Source organism: Streptococcus sp. 2021WUSS109, from assembly GCF_044427305.1.
GTDB classification, from domain to species: Bacteria; Bacillota; Bacilli; order Lactobacillales; family Streptococcaceae; genus Streptococcus; species Streptococcus suis.
On the sequence record NZ_JAOTGF010000029.1, the window covers coordinates 1 to 19,551 of the forward strand.

At 40.5% G+C, this 19,551-nt stretch carries 20 protein-coding genes and 1 tRNA gene; 7 read left to right on the plus strand and 14 right to left on the minus strand.

The features are described from left to right. A partial coding sequence (locus ODU37_RS09690) for a hypothetical protein (RefSeq protein ID WP_398580474.1) occupies nt 1–200 on the plus strand: 200 nt, incomplete at its 5' end. Here the strand turns inward: ODU37_RS09690 and ODU37_RS09695 are convergent. After that, entirely contained in the window at nt 184–873 is a 690-nt protein-coding gene (locus ODU37_RS09695) for an HAD family hydrolase (protein WP_105158985.1), read from the minus strand. The two genes, ODU37_RS09690 and ODU37_RS09695, sit on opposite strands and share 17 nt — an antisense overlap. 241 nt (nt 874–1,114) lie before the next feature. Continuing rightward, nucleotides 1,115–2,422, minus strand: coding sequence for a surface-displayed alpha-enolase (eno, locus tag ODU37_RS09700; RefSeq protein ID WP_002935704.1), 1,308 nt, complete (start codon nt 2,420–2,422; stop codon nt 1,115–1,117). Nucleotides 2,423–2,571: 149 nt separating this feature from the next. On the opposite strand from eno, the gene ODU37_RS09705 reads away from it, so the two are divergent. Further along, entirely contained in the window at nt 2,572–3,024 is a 453-nt protein-coding gene (locus tag ODU37_RS09705; protein WP_024377924.1) for a DUF1694 domain-containing protein, read from the plus strand. 6 nt (nt 3,025–3,030) lie between these two features. Here ODU37_RS09705 and ODU37_RS09710 read toward each other — a convergent pair whose 3' ends face one another. Together ODU37_RS09710 and ODU37_RS09715 are read right to left on the minus strand one after the other, a co-directional pair. Further along, complete coding sequence (locus ODU37_RS09710) at nt 3,031–3,261, minus strand: hypothetical protein (RefSeq protein WP_105148402.1); 231 nt, start codon at nt 3,259–3,261, stop codon at nt 3,031–3,033. Beyond that, entirely contained in the window at nt 3,252–4,379 is a 1,128-nt protein-coding gene (locus tag ODU37_RS09715; RefSeq protein ID WP_249562547.1) for a glycerate kinase, read from the minus strand. Before ODU37_RS09715 ends, ODU37_RS09710 begins: the two co-directional genes overlap by 10 nt. Nucleotides 4,380–4,486: 107 nt before the next feature. Here ODU37_RS09715 and ODU37_RS09720 point away from each other — a divergent pair, with 107 nt between their 5' ends. Beyond that, entirely contained in the window at nt 4,487–5,137 is a 651-nt protein-coding gene (locus tag ODU37_RS09720) for an HAD family hydrolase (protein ID WP_044694110.1), read from the plus strand. 30 nt (nt 5,138–5,167) lie between these two features. Here ODU37_RS09720 and serB read toward each other — a convergent pair whose 3' ends face one another. The 8 genes from serB to ODU37_RS09760 all read right to left on the minus strand — a co-directional run bounded on the left by serB (nt 5,168) and on the right by ODU37_RS09760 (nt 14,307). Further along, nucleotides 5,168–5,803 carry a phosphoserine phosphatase SerB gene (gene serB / locus ODU37_RS09725; RefSeq protein ID WP_105153439.1) on the minus strand — a complete coding sequence of 212 codons (636 nt, stop codon included), beginning with the start codon at nt 5,801–5,803 and terminating at the stop codon, nt 5,168–5,170. A gap of 51 nt (nt 5,804–5,854) precedes the next feature. Further along, nucleotides 5,855–7,579: a septation ring formation regulator EzrA gene (gene ezrA / locus ODU37_RS09730; protein WP_249562548.1), complete on the minus strand. Its 1,725-nt coding sequence runs from the start codon at nt 7,577–7,579 to the stop codon at nt 5,855–5,857. An 88-nt stretch (nt 7,580–7,667) separates the two neighbouring features. Then, on the minus strand, nt 7,668–9,620 hold the full coding sequence (gyrB, locus tag ODU37_RS09735; RefSeq protein WP_002939427.1) for a DNA topoisomerase (ATP-hydrolyzing) subunit B: 1,953 nt from the start codon (nt 9,618–9,620) through the stop codon (nt 7,668–7,670). A 181-nt stretch (nt 9,621–9,801) separates the two neighbouring features. Continuing rightward, a complete protein-coding gene (locus ODU37_RS09740) occupies nt 9,802–10,341 on the minus strand; it encodes a DJ-1 family glyoxalase III (RefSeq protein WP_015647132.1) in 540 nt (179 codons plus the stop codon). A gap of 13 nt (nt 10,342–10,354) precedes the next feature. Continuing rightward, a complete protein-coding gene (locus ODU37_RS09745) occupies nt 10,355–11,584 on the minus strand; it encodes an FtsW/RodA/SpoVE family cell cycle protein (protein ID WP_249562549.1) in 1,230 nt (409 codons plus the stop codon). A gap of 402 nt (nt 11,585–11,986) precedes the next feature. Further along, entirely contained in the window at nt 11,987–12,229 is a 243-nt protein-coding gene (locus ODU37_RS09750) for a type B 50S ribosomal protein L31 (RefSeq protein WP_012027466.1), read from the minus strand. A 118-nt stretch (nt 12,230–12,347) separates the two neighbouring features. Further along, nucleotides 12,348–13,376, minus strand: coding sequence for an FAD:protein FMN transferase (locus tag ODU37_RS09755; protein WP_249562550.1), 1,029 nt, complete (start codon nt 13,374–13,376; stop codon nt 12,348–12,350). Then, nucleotides 13,363–14,307: a bifunctional oligoribonuclease/PAP phosphatase NrnA gene (locus ODU37_RS09760; RefSeq protein ID WP_249562551.1), complete on the minus strand. Its 945-nt coding sequence runs from the start codon at nt 14,305–14,307 to the stop codon at nt 13,363–13,365. Before ODU37_RS09760 ends, ODU37_RS09755 begins: the two co-directional genes overlap by 14 nt. A gap of 94 nt (nt 14,308–14,401) precedes the next feature. Between ODU37_RS09760 and ODU37_RS09765 the strand changes: the two genes are divergently transcribed. The 4 genes from ODU37_RS09765 (at nt 14,402) to ODU37_RS09780 (ending at nt 16,835) form a co-directional block, all read left to right on the plus strand. Next, complete coding sequence (locus tag ODU37_RS09765; RefSeq protein ID WP_012775265.1) at nt 14,402–14,863, plus strand: flavodoxin; 462 nt, start codon at nt 14,402–14,404, stop codon at nt 14,861–14,863. Nucleotides 14,864–15,001: 138 nt separating this feature from the next. Beyond that, complete coding sequence (gene rpsN, locus ODU37_RS09770) at nt 15,002–15,271, plus strand: 30S ribosomal protein S14 (RefSeq protein WP_002940393.1); 270 nt, start codon at nt 15,002–15,004, stop codon at nt 15,269–15,271. Nucleotides 15,272–15,352: 81 nt separating this feature from the next. Next, the gene (locus ODU37_RS09775; protein ID WP_012027471.1) at nt 15,353–15,631 is read left to right on the plus strand and encodes a chorismate mutase; all 279 of its coding nucleotides are present in this window, start codon (nt 15,353–15,355) and stop codon (nt 15,629–15,631) included. Continuing rightward, the gene (locus ODU37_RS09780) at nt 15,621–16,835 is read left to right on the plus strand and encodes a chloride channel protein (RefSeq protein WP_249562552.1); all 1,215 of its coding nucleotides are present in this window, start codon (nt 15,621–15,623) and stop codon (nt 16,833–16,835) included. Before ODU37_RS09775 ends, ODU37_RS09780 begins: the two co-directional genes overlap by 11 nt. Nucleotides 16,836–16,855: 20 nt before the next feature. On the opposite strand, the gene ODU37_RS09785 is transcribed toward ODU37_RS09780, so the two are convergent. Further along, nucleotides 16,856–16,927: transfer RNA gene (locus ODU37_RS09785), tRNA-Arg, on the minus strand. A 195-nt stretch (nt 16,928–17,122) separates the two neighbouring features. Then, nucleotides 17,123–19,147: a bifunctional metallophosphatase/5'-nucleotidase gene (locus ODU37_RS09790; RefSeq protein ID WP_398580475.1), complete on the minus strand. Its 2,025-nt coding sequence runs from the start codon at nt 19,145–19,147 to the stop codon at nt 17,123–17,125. Nucleotides 19,148–19,551 lie beyond the last annotated feature (404 nt).

Below are 19,551 nucleotides of genomic sequence, written 5' to 3' on the forward strand. Positions count from 1 at the left end.
GTAAAAATGAGGACAGGGAAGCCTTTTTATTTTGTCCAAATAGCCACTATTCTGGCAAAAAGACGGACTATCAGACCAATAAACAGAAAAAGACAAACATCAAGCGAGATGTTTGTCTTCATTCTGAACAAGCAAAAGGCTTGTTATCAGGTTCTGAAGGTGTTAACGGTCTTTTAGATAAAGTTAAAGGCTTATTCTAATACATGTAAAAACTAGGCTGAGAATGTTCAGTCTAGTTTTTGTTTGTTCAAAAATATTTGTTATCTCTTGCAATGAAGGAATTACCCAATCACTCTTCAATTTTTCATTTTCACTGGCATGCTTCCCAAAACCTGTCAGTATCCGTACAGTCCACATTCCCAAAGATTTAGCAGGTAGAATATCATTATCATACCTATCCCCGACATAGACAACTCTATCTGCAGGGATGTTTGCTTTTTGCAAGGCAAGTGTGAAAATAGTTGTATCTGGTTTAGATAGCCCAACCTCTTCAGAGAGGATGATGAGTTGAAAATAAGACTCAATTCCCCACTCTTTAAGCAGTTCTCTAATACTACTAGACTGATTGGCAATAATCCCCAATCGATAGTTTTGTGATAACTTCTCTAGAGCATCTATTGTTTCAGGATACAAGCTCACACCCTCATTTGTCCACAAAGGACGTGGCTCGGTCGGTGCAAAATATTGCCAGGTCGCACGAATGGGGTCCAGCGACTTATGAGCATACTCCACCATTTTCTTTTTATAAGAATCTGATGAAACCTCTATATCCAGAGACTCTAACTTCTTCACACACTTGTCTATATAATAACCATAAGCAGCCTCTTCATCTAAAAGCGTCGAACCCAAATCAAAAAATATCCACTCTATCATCCCACTCTCCATCTCTTTTCAAAATGAGAATACTTAAGTTGATCTGCCTTTTTAGAATATCATTTTATCAATATCAAGGCAAAGAAAACTACCTAGAGAGTTTTGCTGTCCCTCACTTTGTTAGCCCGAAAATAAATTAGCACACTGTACGACGAAAAAACAAGTCTGGAGCTTTCCAGACTTGTTCTTATTATAACCCTCGCTATACTAGCTCGGGGATAAAACAGTCTCCCAGACTGTTTTATTTTTTCAAGTTGTAGAATGAGTTCAAGCCTTTGTAGACTGCAACTTCACCAAGTTGATCTTCGATACGAAGCAATTGGTTGTATTTAGCGATACGGTCTGTACGTGACAATGAACCAGTCTTGATTTGGCCAGCGTTAGTTGCAACTGCGATGTCAGCGATTGTTGAATCTTCAGTTTCACCTGAACGGTGTGATACAACGGCAGTGTAGCCAGCTTCTTTAGCCATTTCGATAGCTTCAAATGTTTCAGTAAGAGTACCGATTTGGTTAACTTTGATAAGGATTGAGTTAGCAGCACCTTCTTTGATACCACGTGCAAGGTAGTCAGTGTTTGTTACGAAGAAGTCGTCACCAACCAATTGAACGCGTTTGCCAAGACGCTCAGTAAGAGCTTTCCAGCCATCCCAGTCGTTTTCATCCATACCATCTTCGATAGTGATGATTGGGTATTTGTTAACCAATTCTTCAAGGTAGTCGATTTGTTCTGCAGATGTACGAACAGCAGCGCCTTCACCTTCGAATTTAGTGTAGTCGTAAACTTTACGCTCTTTGTCGTAGAATTCAGATGACGCACAGTCGAAACCGATCATGATGCCGTTTTCGCCAGCTTCGTAACCAGCAGCTTCGATAGCTTCGATGATTGTTTCAACACCGTCTTCAGTTCCTTCAAACTTAGGAGCGAAACCACCTTCGTCACCAACAGCTGTTACCAAACCACGAGCTTTCAAGATTTTCTTCAAAGCGTGGAATACTTCAGCACCCCAACGAAGACCTTCTTTGAATGAAGGAGCGCCAACTGGCAAGATCATGAATTCTTGGAAAGCGATTGGAGCGTCTGAGTGAGAACCACCGTTGATGATGTTCATCATTGGAGTTGGCAATACTTTAGTGTTGAATCCACCAAGGTAAGTGTAAAGTGGCACTTCAAGGTAGTCAGCAGCAGCACGCGCAACAGCGATAGAAACACCGAGGATTGCGTTTGCACCCAATTTACCTTTGTTAGGAGTACCGTCAAGAGCGATCATAGCGCGGTCGATAGCTTGTTGATCACGAACGTCAAAACCGATGATAGCGTCAGCAATCACGTTGTTCACGTTGTCAACAGCTTTTTGAGTACCAAGACCAAGGTAACGAGATTTGTCACCGTCGCGAAGCTCAACTGCTTCGTGCTCACCAGTAGAAGCTCCTGAAGGAACCATACCACGTCCGAAAGCACCTGATTCAGTATAAACTTCAACTTCAAGTGTAGGGTTACCGCGTGAGTCAAGGACTTCGCGAGCGTAAACATCAGTAATAATTGACATTATATTACTCTCCTTTGAGTTTAAAATTGTTACATAGCTATCATACCCTAAAAGAAGGGATTTTTCAAGAAAAAACAGGTTATTTTACTGAAAGAAATAATGTAAACGCCTTCCTTTTCAAAGTTAACTGAGTATGTTATACTGAAACCATGAACGATTTAAATACTACCATACTACAGAAAGCCTCTGGCGAAACACGATTGAATCCAGATGAACAACGTCTATACATGGGAACCTATCGCGAACGAGTTGTCCTGCTCGTTTCCTTTGACGATTTGAGTAGTGAAGTCGTCGGAAATAAGTTCGATACAATTTGCCAAAAACTAGCAAATAGCTACTCTCCTCTATTCCTCAAACTCTCGCCAGCCCTGTCTGACAAGCAACAAATTTCACTACTAAAAATTGCTCAGAACTTCGGCATTACTACCGCTATCATCGATGAAAAAATAGGACAGTCTCCCTACGCACTTGTCTTTCACACAAATCACGCTGTGGATAATGAAGAAGTTAGCTTAGAATCTATATTTCCAAATCTTATCTCAAAACCAGAAGAAAAAAAGGAAGATGCAAAACCTTCCTTCTGGAAAAAATTATTTGGTTAGACTTATTTATCGGTTAAGCAGTATAAATATTAAAGTAAAAATAATACAGGTTAGACAAAGGATTCCTAGCAATCTGCCTCTTTCATTTTTTTCATTGAAAAAGAACATTGCTCCATTTGCCTTTATTACATTCGTTTCCATTCCTCTTTCTTTTTCGGAAAGTCTCAAAACGGATACTAGCTTTGCAAGACAAATAAAAATAAATAAGATAATAGCCACATATTTCACTAATGCCATCTTTGTTGGCCTCCTAACTGAAGAATTCTTGCCACCTGCTCTGCCGTGCGGACCAGGTTTTTTTCTGCTTTTTGAAGCGTGTCCTCCAAACTTTCAACGCTTGCAATGATCGGAAAAGCGGCGCAGATATTTTCAAAAGAAAACTCGGGAAGATCATCTTTGAGGCTACCACAAATTGCAATGATGGGAATCCCAGTCGGTGTACGTCTAGCTACTCCTATCGGAGTCTTCCCTGATAAGCTTTGGGCATCCATCCGCCCTTCTCCGACTACAACCAGATCCGCTTTGGCAACGCGATGATCAAAATCCAACTGGTCCAAGACAAAGTCGATGCCTTTTTGAATGCGAGCACCAGCAAATTGGACTAAACCTGCTGCCATACCTCCTCCAGCACCCGCTCCTGCTAAATCGAGTAGCATTGGATTAACTAATTTATAAAAGGACTCCATTTTCTTGTCTACTAGTTCAAATTCAGCAGAGGCAAGACCTTTCTGCCCTGCAAAAACAAATGTGGCTCCCGCTGGTCCGCAAAGGGGATTCTCCACATCCGTTACCAAATCAATCCTGACCTGAGATAAATCTACCAACATATCCTCTGTGGAAAAACTGACAATCTCCCCGATATGAGCTCCAATTGCCTCTACTTCTTTTCCCTCTCGATTATAAAATTTCACTCCTAAACCTGCCGCCATTCCGATACCACCATCATGACTAGCAGAGCCACCTACTCCTATAAATATTCGTTTAACACCATTTTGAACGAGCTCTACAATCAGCTCCCCAACCCCTTGTGTCTTAATAAAGAGAGGACTCCTTTTTCCATACGGGATACTTGCCAGCCCTACAATCTCAGCCATTTCAAAAACCGCAAGATCATCTTTAACCGCATAGGAAACCTTAATTTTATCTCCAAATGGACCTGTCACCCAAGTCTGGGTTACATCCAAGGATAAGGCCTGCATTAGACTCTCAACTGTCCCTTCGCCACCATCTCCTAGGGGAATTAAGTCATACCCTGCTTGTGGGTAAACTTTAGAAAATCCTTTTTTAATCGCTTCAGCAACCTTTGTAGCTGAAAGAGACTCTTTAAATGAATCCGGAGCAATGAGAATATGCATAGTACTAACCTCCTTTATATTATTAGTATATCACGCTCCTATTCAGCTTTCAATAAATCTTTTCTGTTTTTCATCGTCTGTGTTATACTGAAAGAAAGGAGATGAGTATGTATCAAACTATATTATTTGACTTAGATGGAACTCTTACTGATTCTGGACAAGGAATCTTAAACTCCGTCGCCTACGCACTAGAAAAAATGGGAATCGAAGAACCAGATACAGCCAATTTAAACCGATTCATCGGCCCGCCACTCTATGAATCTTTTTCACGATTCTACCAACTCAGCCCTGAAGATACACAAAGTGCAGTTGATGCTTTCCGTGTCTATTTTAAAGAAAAAGGAATGTTTGAAAATCAACTCTATCCTGGAATCATCCCTCTGCTTGAAGAATTGAGAACAGCTGGAAAAACACTAGTAATTGCTACCTCAAAGCCAGAAATATTTGCCAAACAGATTCTAGAACATTTTGGTATCGCTCACTACTTTGATGTCATTGCCGGTGCTAGTCTGGATAGTAGTCGCATCAGTAAGGCGGACGTCATCGGCTATGCTATAAATCAATTAGAAGCATTTCCAAACAATGCTGTGATGATTGGAGATAGGGAACATGACATTGAAGGAGCACGCAGGCACCAACTTCCCGCCATCGGTGTTCTTTACGGCTATGGGAGCAAGCAGGAATTTGAAAAGGCTGGGGCCACCATGATAGTTGAAACCGTCCAAGATTTGAAAAGGGTTTTACTGACAACAGAATAGAAGAAAAGCCAGCACTCAGCTGACTTCTCATTATTTACTATCTAAAATCTCTATTAGTTTATAGAGATTTTTTTCATTTATTTGGTAGGGTGCCTGTTCTTGGACAATCGGTTTAGCACAGAAAGCTACTCCAATTCCTGCTCGTTGAATCATTGGTAGATCATTTGCTCCATCCCCCATAGCAATCGTTTGAGATAGACTCAGCCCATTTTCTGTCGCCCATTCTTCTAAACATGCTTTTTTAGTATCTTTCGTTACAATTTCCCCCAACACTTGTCCAGTCAATACTCCATCTACTACTTCTAATCGATTAGCCCGAACATAATCTAACTCTAACTGTGCAGCTAGTCGATCGACTGTTTCATGAAACCCGCCTGAAACTACTGCTACCTTATAGCCTCGCATTTTTAATTCTGAGACTAATTCTGCTGCTCCAGGCGTAAAGTGGATTTTTCTGATAATTCGATCAAACACAGAAACAGGCAGTCCCTTTAACAACGCCACACGTTCACGTAAGGCTTCTTCAAAATCCAATTCCCCACGCATAGCACGTTCGGTAATTGCTGCAACTTTCTCTCCTAAACCAGCCTCTTCTCCAAGTAGATCTATTCCTTCTTCCAAAATTAATGTTGAATCAACATCCATAACTAATAATCCAGTTGTCATTTCCGATATTCCTTTCAAAGTATAAAAATAAAAAGCCAAATGGCTTTTTATCTAGTAGCGAATGGCTTCGCGAGTTTTTTCGTATGAACGTACAAAACGCTCTGTTACACCAGGTTCAACGGTTTCCAAAGCAAATGAAATTTCTTCAAATGCTGCTTGGTAATCAAAATCCTTTTCAAAAATTGATAATGAACGGTTAAATGCTTTTTGCACACTTTCATCGAATGAACGATAACGGTTAGAGTATTGTAGCAACTGCTCTGTTAAAGTCGCATTTTGCACAATCAAATACGCTAACTCTTCCAATTGATTCATATCATACGTTGCATTTTCCAACAAACGGTTAACAACTTCGATGTTGATTCGTTTATAGTCTAACTCGGCAATTAAGGCTTCCACATGATCGCTCGTTCTAAAGAAGTTTGTTAAAAATTCAGCTGGAATTCCTGGAAGGTTTCGTTTTTCCATATAACGCTTAAGGGTATGCAATTTATTGATATAAAGTGTAGCTTTCCTACGCGCTGTGTTCTCTGACAATTCTTGTGATTTAAGATAGTCAGCTAAAACAAGCTGATCCTCTTCGATTTCTTTCAAGCTTGCCAATGAATGGTCCAAACGCTCTTCCAAAATAGAATATGCAACTTGTGGATTTTCAATGTCCTCCACACTTTCTGTAACAACAATTTCAATCGATTCCAAACGAGCTTTAAGCTGATTGATCCGTGAAAGTTTGCTATCTGCCAGCAAGTAAGTTGCATTTAGGCGTTGGCTTTCCTCATCCAAGAGCTGTGTATTTTGGACAACATGCTCCAAGAATTTTGGCAAGTTTTTACTAATCTTAACAGCTTCCTTATTCGCTTCGATTTCACGATTGAAGACTTTATACAAATGATCAATTTTTGCTTGAATTCCCTCATTTTCAGCTTCTGCCGCATCCAAATCAAAGGAAACAATCAAAGCAGTATTTTCACGAATTGAAACGCGAATATTTTGGAACTGTGACTCGATGTTAGCTTCTGTGAACAAATAATTCTGCTCAACCAGTTTACGATAACCCGACTCCAAATCTTCCAATTGCTCTGGGAAATCTTTTGTAACTCGTTCAATCAAACTTGGAATGCGATCCATGATTTGATTGAGAGCAATCATATGTTCTTCAGTCTTATCAAGGATTTCAGAAGCTTCAATCGGGTCACCTGAGGAATTGAGCATCACAAATTCAGAAAACTCAACTTCAATATTTTTCAATTGTTTCTCAAGTTCTGGTAGTGTCTCACCGTAGCTATCTGGATTTTCACGAACAGCTTCCTGTAAACTATCGAACAGGTTTAACGCATGTTTTACGCGACCAGAGTTTTTCTCTTCTTGCTCCTTCAACTCCATCAAACCTTGACGGATAGAGGCAATATCTTCTTCAATTAAATCAATTTGGCTGTCGATACTGTCAATAGCGTTCTTTGCACTCACAAAGCGAAAGGCATTGTTATAGCCTTCTGCCTCAAAGATATGATTTTCAATATCGGCAAATGAATTGAGCGACAAATCAACCCATTTTTGATTCCATTCACGGAATGATACCTGACTTTGACCAATCAAATGAAGTGCTTTGACAGTTTCGACTTCTTCATTAACTGGAAGGTTAAATAGCTCTTCCTTACGTTCTTCCAATGCAACCAAAAGGTTGTCATTTCGTTTACGAACAATCAGGCAAGCTACATAGGCAATGATTAAAATAATAACAATCGAAACGATTAAGATGATTGTTCCTGTAGGCATGTAAATCTCCTTAGCTCATAGTAATTACTAGAAAATATCGCTTAATTATACCATAAATCTCTAGTATATGCACTTGTTTTTTTAGTTTTTAGACATCCAATGTTGAATAAACAGCATTTTCCTCGATAAACTCTCGACGAGGTTCAACCTTATCCCCCATTAGCATGTCAAAAATCTTATCGGCTTCTGCCGCATCATCAACTGAAACGCGTGCCATGAGACGATTTTCAGGATTCATCGTAGTTTCCCACAACTGATGATCATCCATTTCTCCCAAACCTTTGTAACGTTGAATCGTTGGCTTGGACCGTCCCGTACTATGTCTTTCTAAGGCATCTTGCAATTCTTGCTCTTGATTAACCCCAGGTTGAATATATTCTTTTATCTCACTTCCAACCTTGATACCGTAAATAGGTGGTTGAGCGATATATACGTATCCCGCTTCTACAACAGGACGCATGTAGCGGTAAAATAATGTCAGAAGGAGTGTCCGAATATGGGCACCATCGACATCGGCATCTGTCATAATGACTAATTTTTGATAACGTGCCTTGCTAACGTCGAAATCCGCACCAAAGCCAGTTCCCATAGCTGTAAATAGACTACGGATTTCTTCGTTGGCCAAAATCTTGTCCATGCTGGCTTTTTCTACGTTCAAAATCTTACCACGAATCGGTAAAATAGCCTGAAATTCACGGTCGCGACCGGATTTAGCTGAACCACCGGCTGAGTCCCCCTCAACGATGAAAAGCTCTGTCTTCGTTGCATCATTTGAGGAACAGTCCGCTAACTTACCTGGGAGGTTTGAAATCTCAAGACCCGATTTCTTACGAGTTACCTCACGCGCACGCTTAGCAGCAATACGAGCCTTGCTTGCCAAGATCCCTTTTTCAACAATCCGTCTAGCAATCTGTGGATTTTCCAAAAGAAATTCTGCAAAGGCATCAGAGAAAAGACGGTTGGTAATTTTGACCACTTCACTATTCCCAAGTTTTGTCTTAGTTTGTCCTTCAAATTGAGGTCCTGGGTGCTTAACAGAAATGACCGCTGTCAAGCCTTCACGCACATCTTCACCAGTCAAATTATCCTCATTTTCTTTGAGAATTTTATTTTTCTTGGCGTAGTCGTTGATAACACGTGTCAGAGCTGTACGGAATCCTTGCTCATGGGTACCACCTTCATGCGTGTGAATATTGTTGGCAAAACTAACTACGTTTTCATGATAACTCGTTGTATATTGCATGGCAACCTCAACGGTAATATCATCCATTTCACCTTCTGTATAGATAGGGGTCTCAAAAATGACATCCTTGTTCTCATTAAGATACTCAACGTAGGAAGCAATACCACCTTCGTAGTGATATTCCTTTGTTTGCTCTACTCCCTCACGTTTGTCCGTAATAGAGAGATTTAAACCACGATTTAGGAAGGCCAATTCTTGGATCCGCTTATTTAATTTTGCAAAGTCGAACTCAGTCGTCTCAGTAAAAATTTCTGGGTCAGGTGTAAAATGTACAGTTGTACCAGAACGGTCTGTTTCTCCAACAACCTCCAAATCTGCAACGACTTCACCTCGTTTATACTCTTGGAAATAGACCTGACCATTTTTGTAGACATGAACGTCTAGCTGAGTAGATAGGGCGTTTACGACTGATGAACCTACGCCGTGCAATCCCCCTGAGACCTTATAACCACCTCCGCCAAATTTACCACCTGCATGGAGCACTGTAAAGACAGTTTCTACCGCTGGACGACCAGTTTTTTCCTGAATATCTACCGGAATACCACGTCCATTATCAATAACCGTGATAGAGTTATCTGGCTCAATATAAACTTCAATTTTATCCGCAAAACCAGCCAGCGCCTCATCGATTGAGTTGTCGACAATTTCCCAAACCAAGTGATGGAGACCTTCTTTAGATGTTGAGCCGATATACATCCCTGGACGCATTCGAACAGCTTCAAGACCTTCCAAGACTTGAATCTGACTGGCATCATATTCTTGAGCCTTCTCTTGTAAATCTTTGATTTCTTCTGTCATTTCTTTTCCTTATTTTCTATTTGTTGCTCCTTAAAAATAGAAAAGCCAATCCATCTGGATAAAAGCGAGACATATTTTTAGAGCAAAAATCATTCTAACGAATACCCTTTATTATACCATATTTTCTAATATTTTGATAGAAAAAAGAAGAGGAAACATTAGCTCCATCTTCTTCATTACTTTAACTATGATAAACCATTGTTTGAGCTAGGCTTTCCCCATCTCCACCAAATAAATCAACCAACTTATAGGCGAAATCCAAACTTGTTCCAGCGCCTCGGCTAGTGATAATTGGACCATCAACGACCACATCCTCTTCCAGATGAATACCTGACGGAATGTCTTTTTCTTTCCCTGGGAAACATGTATAGTGACGACTATCTAACAAACCAGCCTTATCCAGAACAATTGGTGCCGCACAAATTGCTGCTACTGATTTTCCTGATGCAACCGCTCTTTGCAATTCCGTAATCAGGGACTCTGAATCTCTAAGGTGAACAGAACCTGGCATTCCGCCTGGTAACACAATCAGATCAAAGGAAGACAAGTCTCCATCAAAGACTTGGTCAGTTTGAACACGAATACCGTGCGATCCCTCCACTTCATGACTATCTAAACCAACAATCTGACAGTCAAAATGAGCTCGACGAAATACATCTACAGGGGCCAATGCTTCGATTTCTTCAAAACCATCGGCTAAAACAACCGCAACTCTTGTCATATAAACCAACTTTCTAACGTTTTATCGTAATTTTTCTATAGCGACATGATCGATTTATTTCCTTCTCATCAGCTAGTCGTGACTGATACCCCATTGACAGCACTAGACCAACACCAATCAGATTTGAAACCATGGACGAACCACCTTGGGAGATAAACGGCAAAGGAATACCTGTTAAAGGTAACAAACCAGTCGCAGCGCCAACATTTTCAAACACATGGAACAACAGCATCATGATATAGCCAGTTGATATGTAAGTGTAGTATCGATTATTTGACTTCAACGTTACCCGCAGCATTCGATAAATGAGCAACAAGTATAGTCCAATCAATACCGTCCCTCCAATAAAGCCAAAGTCCTCGCCAATCACCGTAAAAATCATATCACTTTCTCGAACAGGGATAAGAAGATTTGTTTTATTGAAACCTAGTCCTTTTAAGCCACCACTTCCGATAGCTATCAAACTTTGAGCTTGCTGGTAGGTCGTTGATTGGGCATTTTTAAAGGGATCAAGCCAGGCTGCAATACGATTGATTTTATAAGTATCCATCCCCAAATTGTGGAGGAATGTTGTTCCACCAGGAGAAATAAAAATCAGCATAAATCCACCAACCAAAACAATCCCCGTTAAGGCAGTCGGTAATAGAATTTTCCAAGAAACTCCTGATAACAGAAGCATTCCGCTAAAGATTGCTACAAATACTAAGGAGGTTCCTAAATCTTTCTGTAAGGCCAATAAAATCAGGACGGGGATAGTAAACAGTGTCATATAACCAATCAACATGAAATCCTCACGAATTTTTCGATTTGGATAATATTTATGAAAGGTGACAATCACCCTTGACAACATAATGATGTAGGCTATTTTCATAAATTCGGATGGTTGAAAAAGAGTCATTCCACCAATCGTTACCCAGTTTTTTGCTCCCGTTGACGCTACTAAGTCTGGACTGTAGAAAAACAAAGGCAATACCATAAGTCCTAGCCCAAGTACGTACAAGTAAGGTGTGATTTGCCACAGAAACTTAGTGGAAAAGAACATGACCAAAAAAGCTGCCACTGTTCCAATTCCTATCCAAGCAATTTGTTGACCAACCATCTGTACAACATTATCCGGATAATCTTGACTAACCGCAATGTAGAGAGAAATAATCCCCACAACTAATAAAAAAAAGACCGGTAAAATAAGTGAGTAGTCTACTCGACTATCGATTGTTCCCCTATTTTTCATCAATTTCCTCATACTTTCACTTCAAATTCTTACTCGTTCCATTATAGCAGAAATCATCTCTCATTGAAACTAAAAATCTAGTTACATCAGTGGGGATACGATTTATACTCAACGAAAATCAAAAGTAACCTAGGAAACGAAGTCGAAGATAGAACTGGAGTTCATCAAGGCAAGTTGACAACGGATAACTTTGATTTTCGAAGAGTATTACTAGTGCACAAATCATAAAATACATATATCTTCATACCTTCGAACAGGCTGAAATATAATGCTTTACCCCCCACACCTCATAAGTTTGCTCAATTCATGAGTATGTAAACCAATGGCAATCATTTTGGCAATCACGCACGAAAAAGCCCTCTCTTATTTCTAGAGTCAAAGAAAAAATGGTCCACTGGACCATAACTCGCTCTTTTATTTGAGACCGTATTTTTTGTTGAAGCGATCCACACGTCCATCTGCTTGAGTGAACTTTTGACGTCCAGTATAGAATGGGTGTGAGTCTGATGAAATTTCCACACGGATCAATGGGTAAGTTTCACCTTCGAATTCAACTGTTTCGTTAGATTTCTTAGTTGAACCGCTAAGGAACTTGTAGCCAGTAGTTGTGTCCATGAAGACAACAGTGCGATATTCTGGATGGATATCTTTTTTCATTTTAAAATTCCTTTCTGCCATGGACTCTTTCCGAGCCATAGATTATAACCATTTAAGTTTACCAAAAGTTTGTTCTTATGGCAAGTCTTTTTACCTATTTTTTTAATATTTTTTCAAGTTATAGTACAGAAGCACCCGAAGCTACATCAGAAGTGACCCTTGCCCCAAATCCCCCTCTTGAAGGACTGCCCAAGCTATCAGAAATTCTTTCTTTACCAGCAAGAACTTTCTCAGAAAGCCCTGAGGTCACTAGAATACTGCCATCCAGCCCAATCAGAACCGCCTCGATACCATCAGTCTCTTCTACCATCTTATAAATCCGAGTTATTTCTTGACCAAACAGTCGAGTCGTCCAAATCTCACCATCAACAGATTGTTTGGATACAATGGTCAAACTAGCCAGCTGCGACTCGATTGGATAGCCGGTCTCGGGACTCAAAATATGATGATAGGTCTTTCCATTCACGGTAAGGGTTCTTTCGTAAATACCAGAGGTGACTACTGATTCTTCTCCTATTTTGAGGACGAGGGCATTTTCACCACATGGTTTCTGAGGATCCTGTATACCAATTCGCCAATAGCCATCTGCATTGTGAGGAGCTTGACCAAAGGTCAGGACGTTGCCACCCAGGTTAATCAATCCAGCTTCCACACCTATTCTTTTAAGGAAGTCGACAATCTTATCTGCCACATATCCTTTAGCAAGAGCACCTAGATCGATCGCCATGCCTTCTCGTCTCAAATAAACTGTCTGCTCATCATCATCTAATTCAATGTCCCTTGGATTGATGAGTTGGAGTTTTTCACTGATCATTTCTTGAGTTGGAAGTTTTGCATCGCTAAATCCAATCCGCCAGCTTTGCACAAGGGGACCAATGGTAATATTCAAAAAAGATCCCTGAGCCAGACTGTGCTCTTTGCCCAACTTAATCAATTCATACAGGTCCTCTGCAACAGGAACAGCCTGAATACCCGCATTGATATTGACCTCCATCAATTCAGAGGTCAAGTCATTGGCAGAAAATCGGTCCTTATAGAGATAGAGAAGCTCTTCTACCTGATCCAAAATCGGTTCTGCCTGTGGATGCCATATTCTGGTTTCAATGATGGTTCCCATAAGACGAACGGAGCGACTACTTGCTTGCATTCCTCGCTACCTCTTGGATTTCTTGGTATATTTGTTCATTTTCGGAGAGTGAATAAGAGTTAGCACCACTTGCTAGTGGGTGGCCACCGCCATCGTGGCGTTTGGCAATCTCGTTGATTGGAAGATACTTACTGCGCAAACGGACTCTGTAATTTCCGTCAGTTTGTTCCACAAAAATCCCCCAAGATTGAACGATTCCAATCCGTCCTGGTGCACCTACGATAAAGGAAGTGTCCGCATCGGTCACGCCATATTTTTCGAGAATATCCTGTGTCAAAACGACACGTGCCGCACCATGTTCATCCACTTCCAAGTTGTCGTAGACGTAACCTGTCAACTTGGCAATCTTGAAATCAATGGTATCCATCTGGCGAGACATCCTTGCAAAGTCAAAATCTTCTTGGCGGAGACGAGCAACAATTTCAAAGGTGCGCGAGCTAGTTGCTGGATAGAGAAAGCGGCCTGTATCGCCCACAATTCCTGCATAGAGCAGACGAGCAATCTCTCCATCTAGTTCCAGTTGACATTGGATGGCTAGTTCCGTAATCATTTCACTGCATGAGCTGGCTTCCGTATTGACCCAGAGCAGGTCACCATAAGGCTCTTCATTGGGGTGATGATCGATTTTAATCAAGAAATCTCCTTGAGTATAGCGGTCGTCATCCACACGCGCCGTATTGGCAGTGTCTGTCACGATAACCAAGGCTCCTTGATAGTCTTGGTCTGCAACTACGTCCATTCCTGCCATCCAAGCAAGATTCGGTTCCTCAAAACCGGTTACCTTGATGTTTTTTTCAGGAAAATTCTTCTGCAAGAGTTTCTGCAAGCCAACTTGACTACCAATGGCATCCGGATCCGGGCGTTTGTGGCGATGAATGATGATTGTATCGTTTTCTTGAATTTTTTCAATAATTTTACTGTAAATTGTCATAGCAACTCCTTTTCATCATTTTAGCATAAACTTCCCCTTTTGAAAATGATGGGAGTGTGGTATAATGGAATTACTATGTAATTTGGAGGAAATTATGGCACTAGCAAAAATAGTTTACGCTAGTATGACTGGTAACACAGAAGAAATTGCTGACATCGTCGCCAGTAAGCTAGAAGAGTTAGGTTTGGAAGTACAGGTTCACGAATGTACGACTATTGAAACCGAAGAAATCTTGGATGCGGACCTCATCGTGGTAGCCAGCTACACCTATTCTTACGGTGGAGACGGTGAGCTTCCAGATGAAATTGTTGATTTCTATGCTGACCTAGCTGATTTAGATTTGACCGGTAAGGTCTACGGTGTTTGTGGTTCTGGTGATACCTTCTATGATGACTTCTGTAGTGCAGTAGATGACTTTGATGTCATGTTGGGTTCACGTGGTGCAACTAAGGGTGCCGAAAATGTTAAGGTAGACCTTGCCGCTGAAGATGAGGATATTGTTAACCTTGAGCAATTCGCGACAGACCTTGTTGCTAAACTAGATACAATGAATTAACTGACAGACAGACTGGCTTATCAATAGGTCTAGTCTGTTTTCTTTTAGCCTTCTATTAAGATTGTACACCTATTGCTTGTAATCTTAATAGTTTTGATATATAATTAACTGGTTAAGTTTTTTGAAAAGGAGAATTTTATGGCTAAAAAATCAAAAATGGCACGCTATCAGAGACAGTTGGAGTTAATCGAGCGCTATGCGGATTTACGTAAAAGTCTCAAAGAAAAAGGTGACTATCAAGCACTTCGAAAATTGCCTCGCGACTCAAATCCAAATCGACTGAAATACCGTGACAGGACCGATGGCCGTCCGCATGCTTATATGCGAAAATTCGGTGTGAGTCGGATTACCTTCCGTGAATTAGCTCATCTTGGTCAACTTCCTGGGGTAAAAAAAGCAAGTTGGTAACTTCCTCAAACAAGGCTAGTATTCTGCCTTGTTTTTTGCTATACTAAAAAACAACTGAAACAATATACGGAGGTTTATAAGATGAATTTGGATTGCATCCGCGAACAGATTAACACGATTGATAGCCAATTGGTTGAACTACTTGAAAAACGAATGGAGTTGGTCGACCAAGTTACAGCCTATAAACGAGCAACAGGCAAGCCTGTTTTGGATACCAGCCGAGAAAATGCTGTCCTTGAAAGAGTTGGAAAATTAGTTCAAAAGGATGATTACCGCTCTGCCATTCAAGCAACCTTTAGCGATATTATGGCCCAATCAAGAACCTATCAATCTTCCAAGTTAGCGAATCATGAGCAATAAGATGAAACAAGCCATCCAACTCCTTTTCTTCTCCAGCTTAATTGGAGTCGGTGCAGGAATAATCACCACACTTTTTGGGAAAATTCTACTAGGGATTGGAGACTTACGGTCTGAATATTTTACATATCTAATCCCCTTTCTACCACTTGCAGGGGTGGTGATTGTTTTCATTTATCAAAAATGGGGGAGGGAAGTCCAAGCAGGTATGGGCTTAGTCTTCAAAGCTGGACAAGGGGAGCTAGTGCAAATTTCTCCAGTTCTCATTCCGCTCATCATCTCTACAACTTGGCTCAGTCATCTTGTCGGTGCTTCCGTTGGTCGCGAAGGTGTAGCTGTCCAACTTGGAGCCAGTCTCTCACACTGGTTACAAAAACATGGTTTCACACACTTGCGCAAAGATATGATAACAAAGATTGGTATGGCCGCAGGTTTTGCAGGGTTATTTCAAACACCATGGGCTGCTAGTTTCTTTGCCATTGAGGTATTAATCGTTGGCCAATATTCTTGGATTAGTCTCCCCTATTGTCTAGTTTCCGCTTTCACGGCTTCTACTACTTCCCATTTACTGGGATTAGAGAAATTTTCGCACACTATTTCATCTTTTTCATTCCAGTTTACAGATAGTTTCAAATGGCTATTTATTGCCCTTTGCTTCGGTTTCATCGGCAATTTATTTGCTTGGTTTCTGGCGCAAGCAAAAAGCATCTCAACTCGATGGCTTCCAAATCCTTACATTAAAATAGCTATCATGGGAGTTGGACTGACCGTTCTACTATTTTTCTTCCATCAAGGTCGTTATACTGGTCTAGGAACCAATTTGATCGATGCCAGTTTAGCTGGGGAACAGGTGTTTGCTTACGATTGTCTACTAAAACTCCTACTAACCTGTCTTTGTTTGGCTGCAGGTTTTCAAGGAGGCGAAGTTACTCCACTCTTTGCGATTGGAGCAAGTTCTGGGGCTGTTTTAGCAGGATTACTAGGTCTACCAACTGAACTTTTTGCAGCCCTTGGGTATTGTGCCGTATTCGGAACAGCCACCAATACCTTACTAGCTCCTCTCTTCATTAGTTATGAAGTATTCGGCGCTAATATCCTGCCCTATGCTATTCCTGTACTTGCCATAGCTTATCTTATAAACAGAAAACAGACTATTTATGGACAGCAGTTGAGGAAATTCAATAATGCAAAAAAGCCTATCATTTAGGCTTTTTCGTATACTCTTCATCTCCCCTGCAGGAATCGAACCTGCAACTAATTCTTAGGAGGAATTTGTTATATCCATTTAACTAAGGGAAGTCTGCTTCTCTATTGTACCCCAGAAGAGAGCAGATTGCAAGAGCAAGGTTATATAAGTTTTTTCAAATTTTTACAAAAAGCAGAACCTACTCTAAGATGAAACACAATTGTTTTTATGTATTTTTCTCATAATAGTCTCTAAAAGAAGTAATTCTAGAATGTACTTCGAAAGTTTGTCGTTTTTATGCTTGATTCCTACTCCCCTTCCTTACGTCTCACTGAGACAGCCATTCCGAGTGAAACTAAGCCACCCAAGCTAATAAGAAGTGAGCCTAGGGCTTCTTGACCGGTATTTGGAAGTGTTTGATTTCCTGATGCTTTTTCAGCTTTCTTATTTGAAATAGGAGCCACACTTCCAGATGATGCCGGTTGCTCGGTTGCTTTCTGATTTGCTACACTACCGCCACCGTCGTTTGCTTTTTCAGGTATTTTCGTATCGGTAGTTGTCCCAGCAGTATCTCCTTTTTCTTCTGCTTTTGGTTCTTCTACATACTCCTCTACAAATGCTTTTCTACCTGTAATAGTTGCACTAATGGTTTGACCTGCTTTTTCTAAATCAGTCAAGTACTCCACAAATACTTCTGTATCTGGATTGATAGCACCAATCAGTTTAGCTTCTTTGAAAATCGAGAAGCCGTCCCCACCACCAAATAAGAAGTCGTTGATGACAAGTGTATAGGTTTCTGTCGGAACAATCTCCGTTCCATCTTCTTTGAAGGCTTTAACAACCTTGTAAGGATTTTCTTCCGTTGGATTATCTGCTTTCGTGTAGATATATTTGATTCCAGACATTTGAAGGAAATATTTTTCACCTTCATCATATTGTTGATTTAAGGCTGTATAAATCTGCTCACCTGTCATCTGAACAACTTGCAAGATATTCCCAAATGGTTGCACAGCCTGTGCTGCACCCCAAGTAACTGTTCCATCTTCTTGGACTTTCAAATCTGCCCGAATCCCGCCATCATTTGTCATTGCAAAGTCGACATCATAACCCGATTTCTTAGCGATAGCTAATTGAGCCGATGTTACTAGATTACCTACAGCACTTTCTTTAAATTCATTCACTTCGCGAGAAATATCTGTCGCTTGACTAGCTGTAGCAATTTTTTGCTCTGTTACTTTTTTAACAATGGTATTTGCCTCATCCACAATTGCCTGAATTTCCGGACTTGGTGTTTTCTGTCCTGGTGCTACTGCAATAATTTTCGCAGTCGGCACAGCTTTAAAGTCGGCAATATCTGTATCATAAACAGCCCTAACATCTGCGTAAGCCTTACCTTGTGAGGTAGCTTGAACAATCAAGGTTTTGCCCGTTGTACCGTTTGTATAGACATGGTTATGACCAGCAAATACAAGGTCAACTGAGTGTTCAGGATAGATTTCATTTAGCTTAGCAATCATATCTGCAGCTTCACCAGCAGCCACACCATCCTTGCTTGTAGCTGGAACGTGAGCCAGTACAACTATCGCATTTACACCTTTTTCAGCTAACTCACGCGCATATTTAGCAATCGTCTCTGCCTCATTCAAAAAAGTGTACTGCTCATAGTTTTTCTTCAAAACAAGATTAGGAATTTCTGTCGTAACTACACCAATAAAGCCAATCTTAGCTTCTTTATCATTCACGGGAATAGTCTTAATAGCGTAGGGCTTCCAACCATACGGAATTTCACCCGTTTCTTTGTCAATAACGTTAGCAATAACAATCTCCTGTTTAGCAGCTTCACGAGTATAATTATCTACAATCTCATTAAACTGACCTTTTTTTGGAGCTTCACCAGTCATGATACGGTTATACTCATCAAGTCCCTCATCAAACTCATGGTTCCCCAAAGTCCCGTATTCAACATCCATTTTATTAAAGACTTTTACAGTTGGTTCATCTTGCAAAAGTCCAGAATTCGATGGACTTGCACCAACCATATCCCCAGCTTGAACACGGATAGACTCTGCAGGTGTCTCTGTTTCTGCTGCTGTTTCTTCAAATTCTGCTTGTGAATCATCCATGTAAGCATCAAGTAAGGCGGCAGTTCCTGCATTCCGAACTGTTTCCCCTTCCAATCGCGCTGTCCCCGTCATATCAAGCGCACCATGGAAATCATTAACTCCCATAATTTGGACAGCTAATTCATCTGCCAAAACAGTTTGTGTTGCAATAACGCTAAAACCAGCTACAAGAGCTAGTATACTGCTTTTCAACCGAATATTCTTTTTCATAAGCAAAACAATGCTCCTTCTATTTTTTGTCATATCTATAATAATCCTTTTCTTACGGCTTTTCAATATTAAATCAGTCATTTATAACAAAAAATTATAAAAATATTCGTTTATTCTTACTTTTACATCATTTTTCTGAAAATATCTTGTTATTTTTATCTATAATACGAAAAATCATCCCTCTTCCCTTACACAGTTCTCTCCAAAATACTCCTCGCAACTAAAAAATCTCTTCCAAACGGAAGAGAACAGAATGAAGACAAAGTCGTTAGAATTGTATTTCTAACGGCTTTTTCATATGTAAAGTAGTATAATAGAGATAGGAATACTAGCTAATAAGCAGAGGGAGAATCGCTATGTTACACAAAGAAAATCCAGACTACAATCGCGGTCAATTTGGTTTC

What these genes read in the sequence shown, in the direction of transcription:
- ODU37_RS09695 (WP_105158985.1), bottom strand. Translation starts at nt 873, where the DNA reads ATGATAGAGTGGATATTTTTTGATTTGGGTTCGACGCTTTTAGATGAA.
- eno (WP_002935704.1), bottom strand. Translation starts at nt 2,422, where the DNA reads ATGTCAATTATTACTGATGTTTACGCTCGCGAAGTCCTTGACTCACGC.
- ODU37_RS09705 (WP_024377924.1), top strand. Translation starts at nt 2,572, where the DNA reads ATGAACGATTTAAATACTACCATACTACAGAAAGCCTCTGGCGAAACA.
- ODU37_RS09710 (WP_105148402.1), bottom strand. Translation starts at nt 3,261, where the DNA reads ATGGCATTAGTGAAATATGTGGCTATTATCTTATTTATTTTTATTTGT.
- ODU37_RS09715 (WP_249562547.1), bottom strand. Translation starts at nt 4,379, where the DNA reads ATGCATATTCTCATTGCTCCGGATTCATTTAAAGAGTCTCTTTCAGCT.
- ODU37_RS09720 (WP_044694110.1), top strand. Translation starts at nt 4,487, where the DNA reads ATGTATCAAACTATATTATTTGACTTAGATGGAACTCTTACTGATTCT.
- serB (WP_105153439.1), bottom strand. Translation starts at nt 5,803, where the DNA reads ATGACAACTGGATTATTAGTTATGGATGTTGATTCAACATTAATTTTG.
- ezrA (WP_249562548.1), bottom strand. Translation starts at nt 7,579, where the DNA reads ATGCCTACAGGAACAATCATCTTAATCGTTTCGATTGTTATTATTTTA.
- gyrB (WP_002939427.1), bottom strand. Translation starts at nt 9,620, where the DNA reads ATGACAGAAGAAATCAAAGATTTACAAGAGAAGGCTCAAGAATATGAT.
- ODU37_RS09740 (WP_015647132.1), bottom strand. Translation starts at nt 10,341, where the DNA reads ATGACAAGAGTTGCGGTTGTTTTAGCCGATGGTTTTGAAGAAATCGAA.
- ODU37_RS09745 (WP_249562549.1), bottom strand. Translation starts at nt 11,584, where the DNA reads ATGAGGAAATTGATGAAAAATAGGGGAACAATCGATAGTCGAGTAGAC.
- ODU37_RS09750 (WP_012027466.1), bottom strand. Translation starts at nt 12,229, where the DNA reads ATGAAAAAAGATATCCATCCAGAATATCGCACTGTTGTCTTCATGGAC.
- ODU37_RS09755 (WP_249562550.1), bottom strand. Translation starts at nt 13,376, where the DNA reads ATGCAAGCAAGTAGTCGCTCCGTTCGTCTTATGGGAACCATCATTGAA.
- ODU37_RS09760 (WP_249562551.1), bottom strand. Translation starts at nt 14,307, where the DNA reads ATGACAATTTACAGTAAAATTATTGAAAAAATTCAAGAAAACGATACA.
- ODU37_RS09765 (WP_012775265.1), top strand. Translation starts at nt 14,402, where the DNA reads ATGGCACTAGCAAAAATAGTTTACGCTAGTATGACTGGTAACACAGAA.
- rpsN (WP_002940393.1), top strand. Translation starts at nt 15,002, where the DNA reads ATGGCTAAAAAATCAAAAATGGCACGCTATCAGAGACAGTTGGAGTTA.
- ODU37_RS09775 (WP_012027471.1), top strand. Translation starts at nt 15,353, where the DNA reads ATGAATTTGGATTGCATCCGCGAACAGATTAACACGATTGATAGCCAA.
- ODU37_RS09780 (WP_249562552.1), top strand. Translation starts at nt 15,621, where the DNA reads ATGAGCAATAAGATGAAACAAGCCATCCAACTCCTTTTCTTCTCCAGC.
- ODU37_RS09790 (WP_398580475.1), bottom strand. Translation starts at nt 19,147, where the DNA reads ATGAAAAAGAATATTCGGTTGAAAAGCAGTATACTAGCTCTTGTAGCT.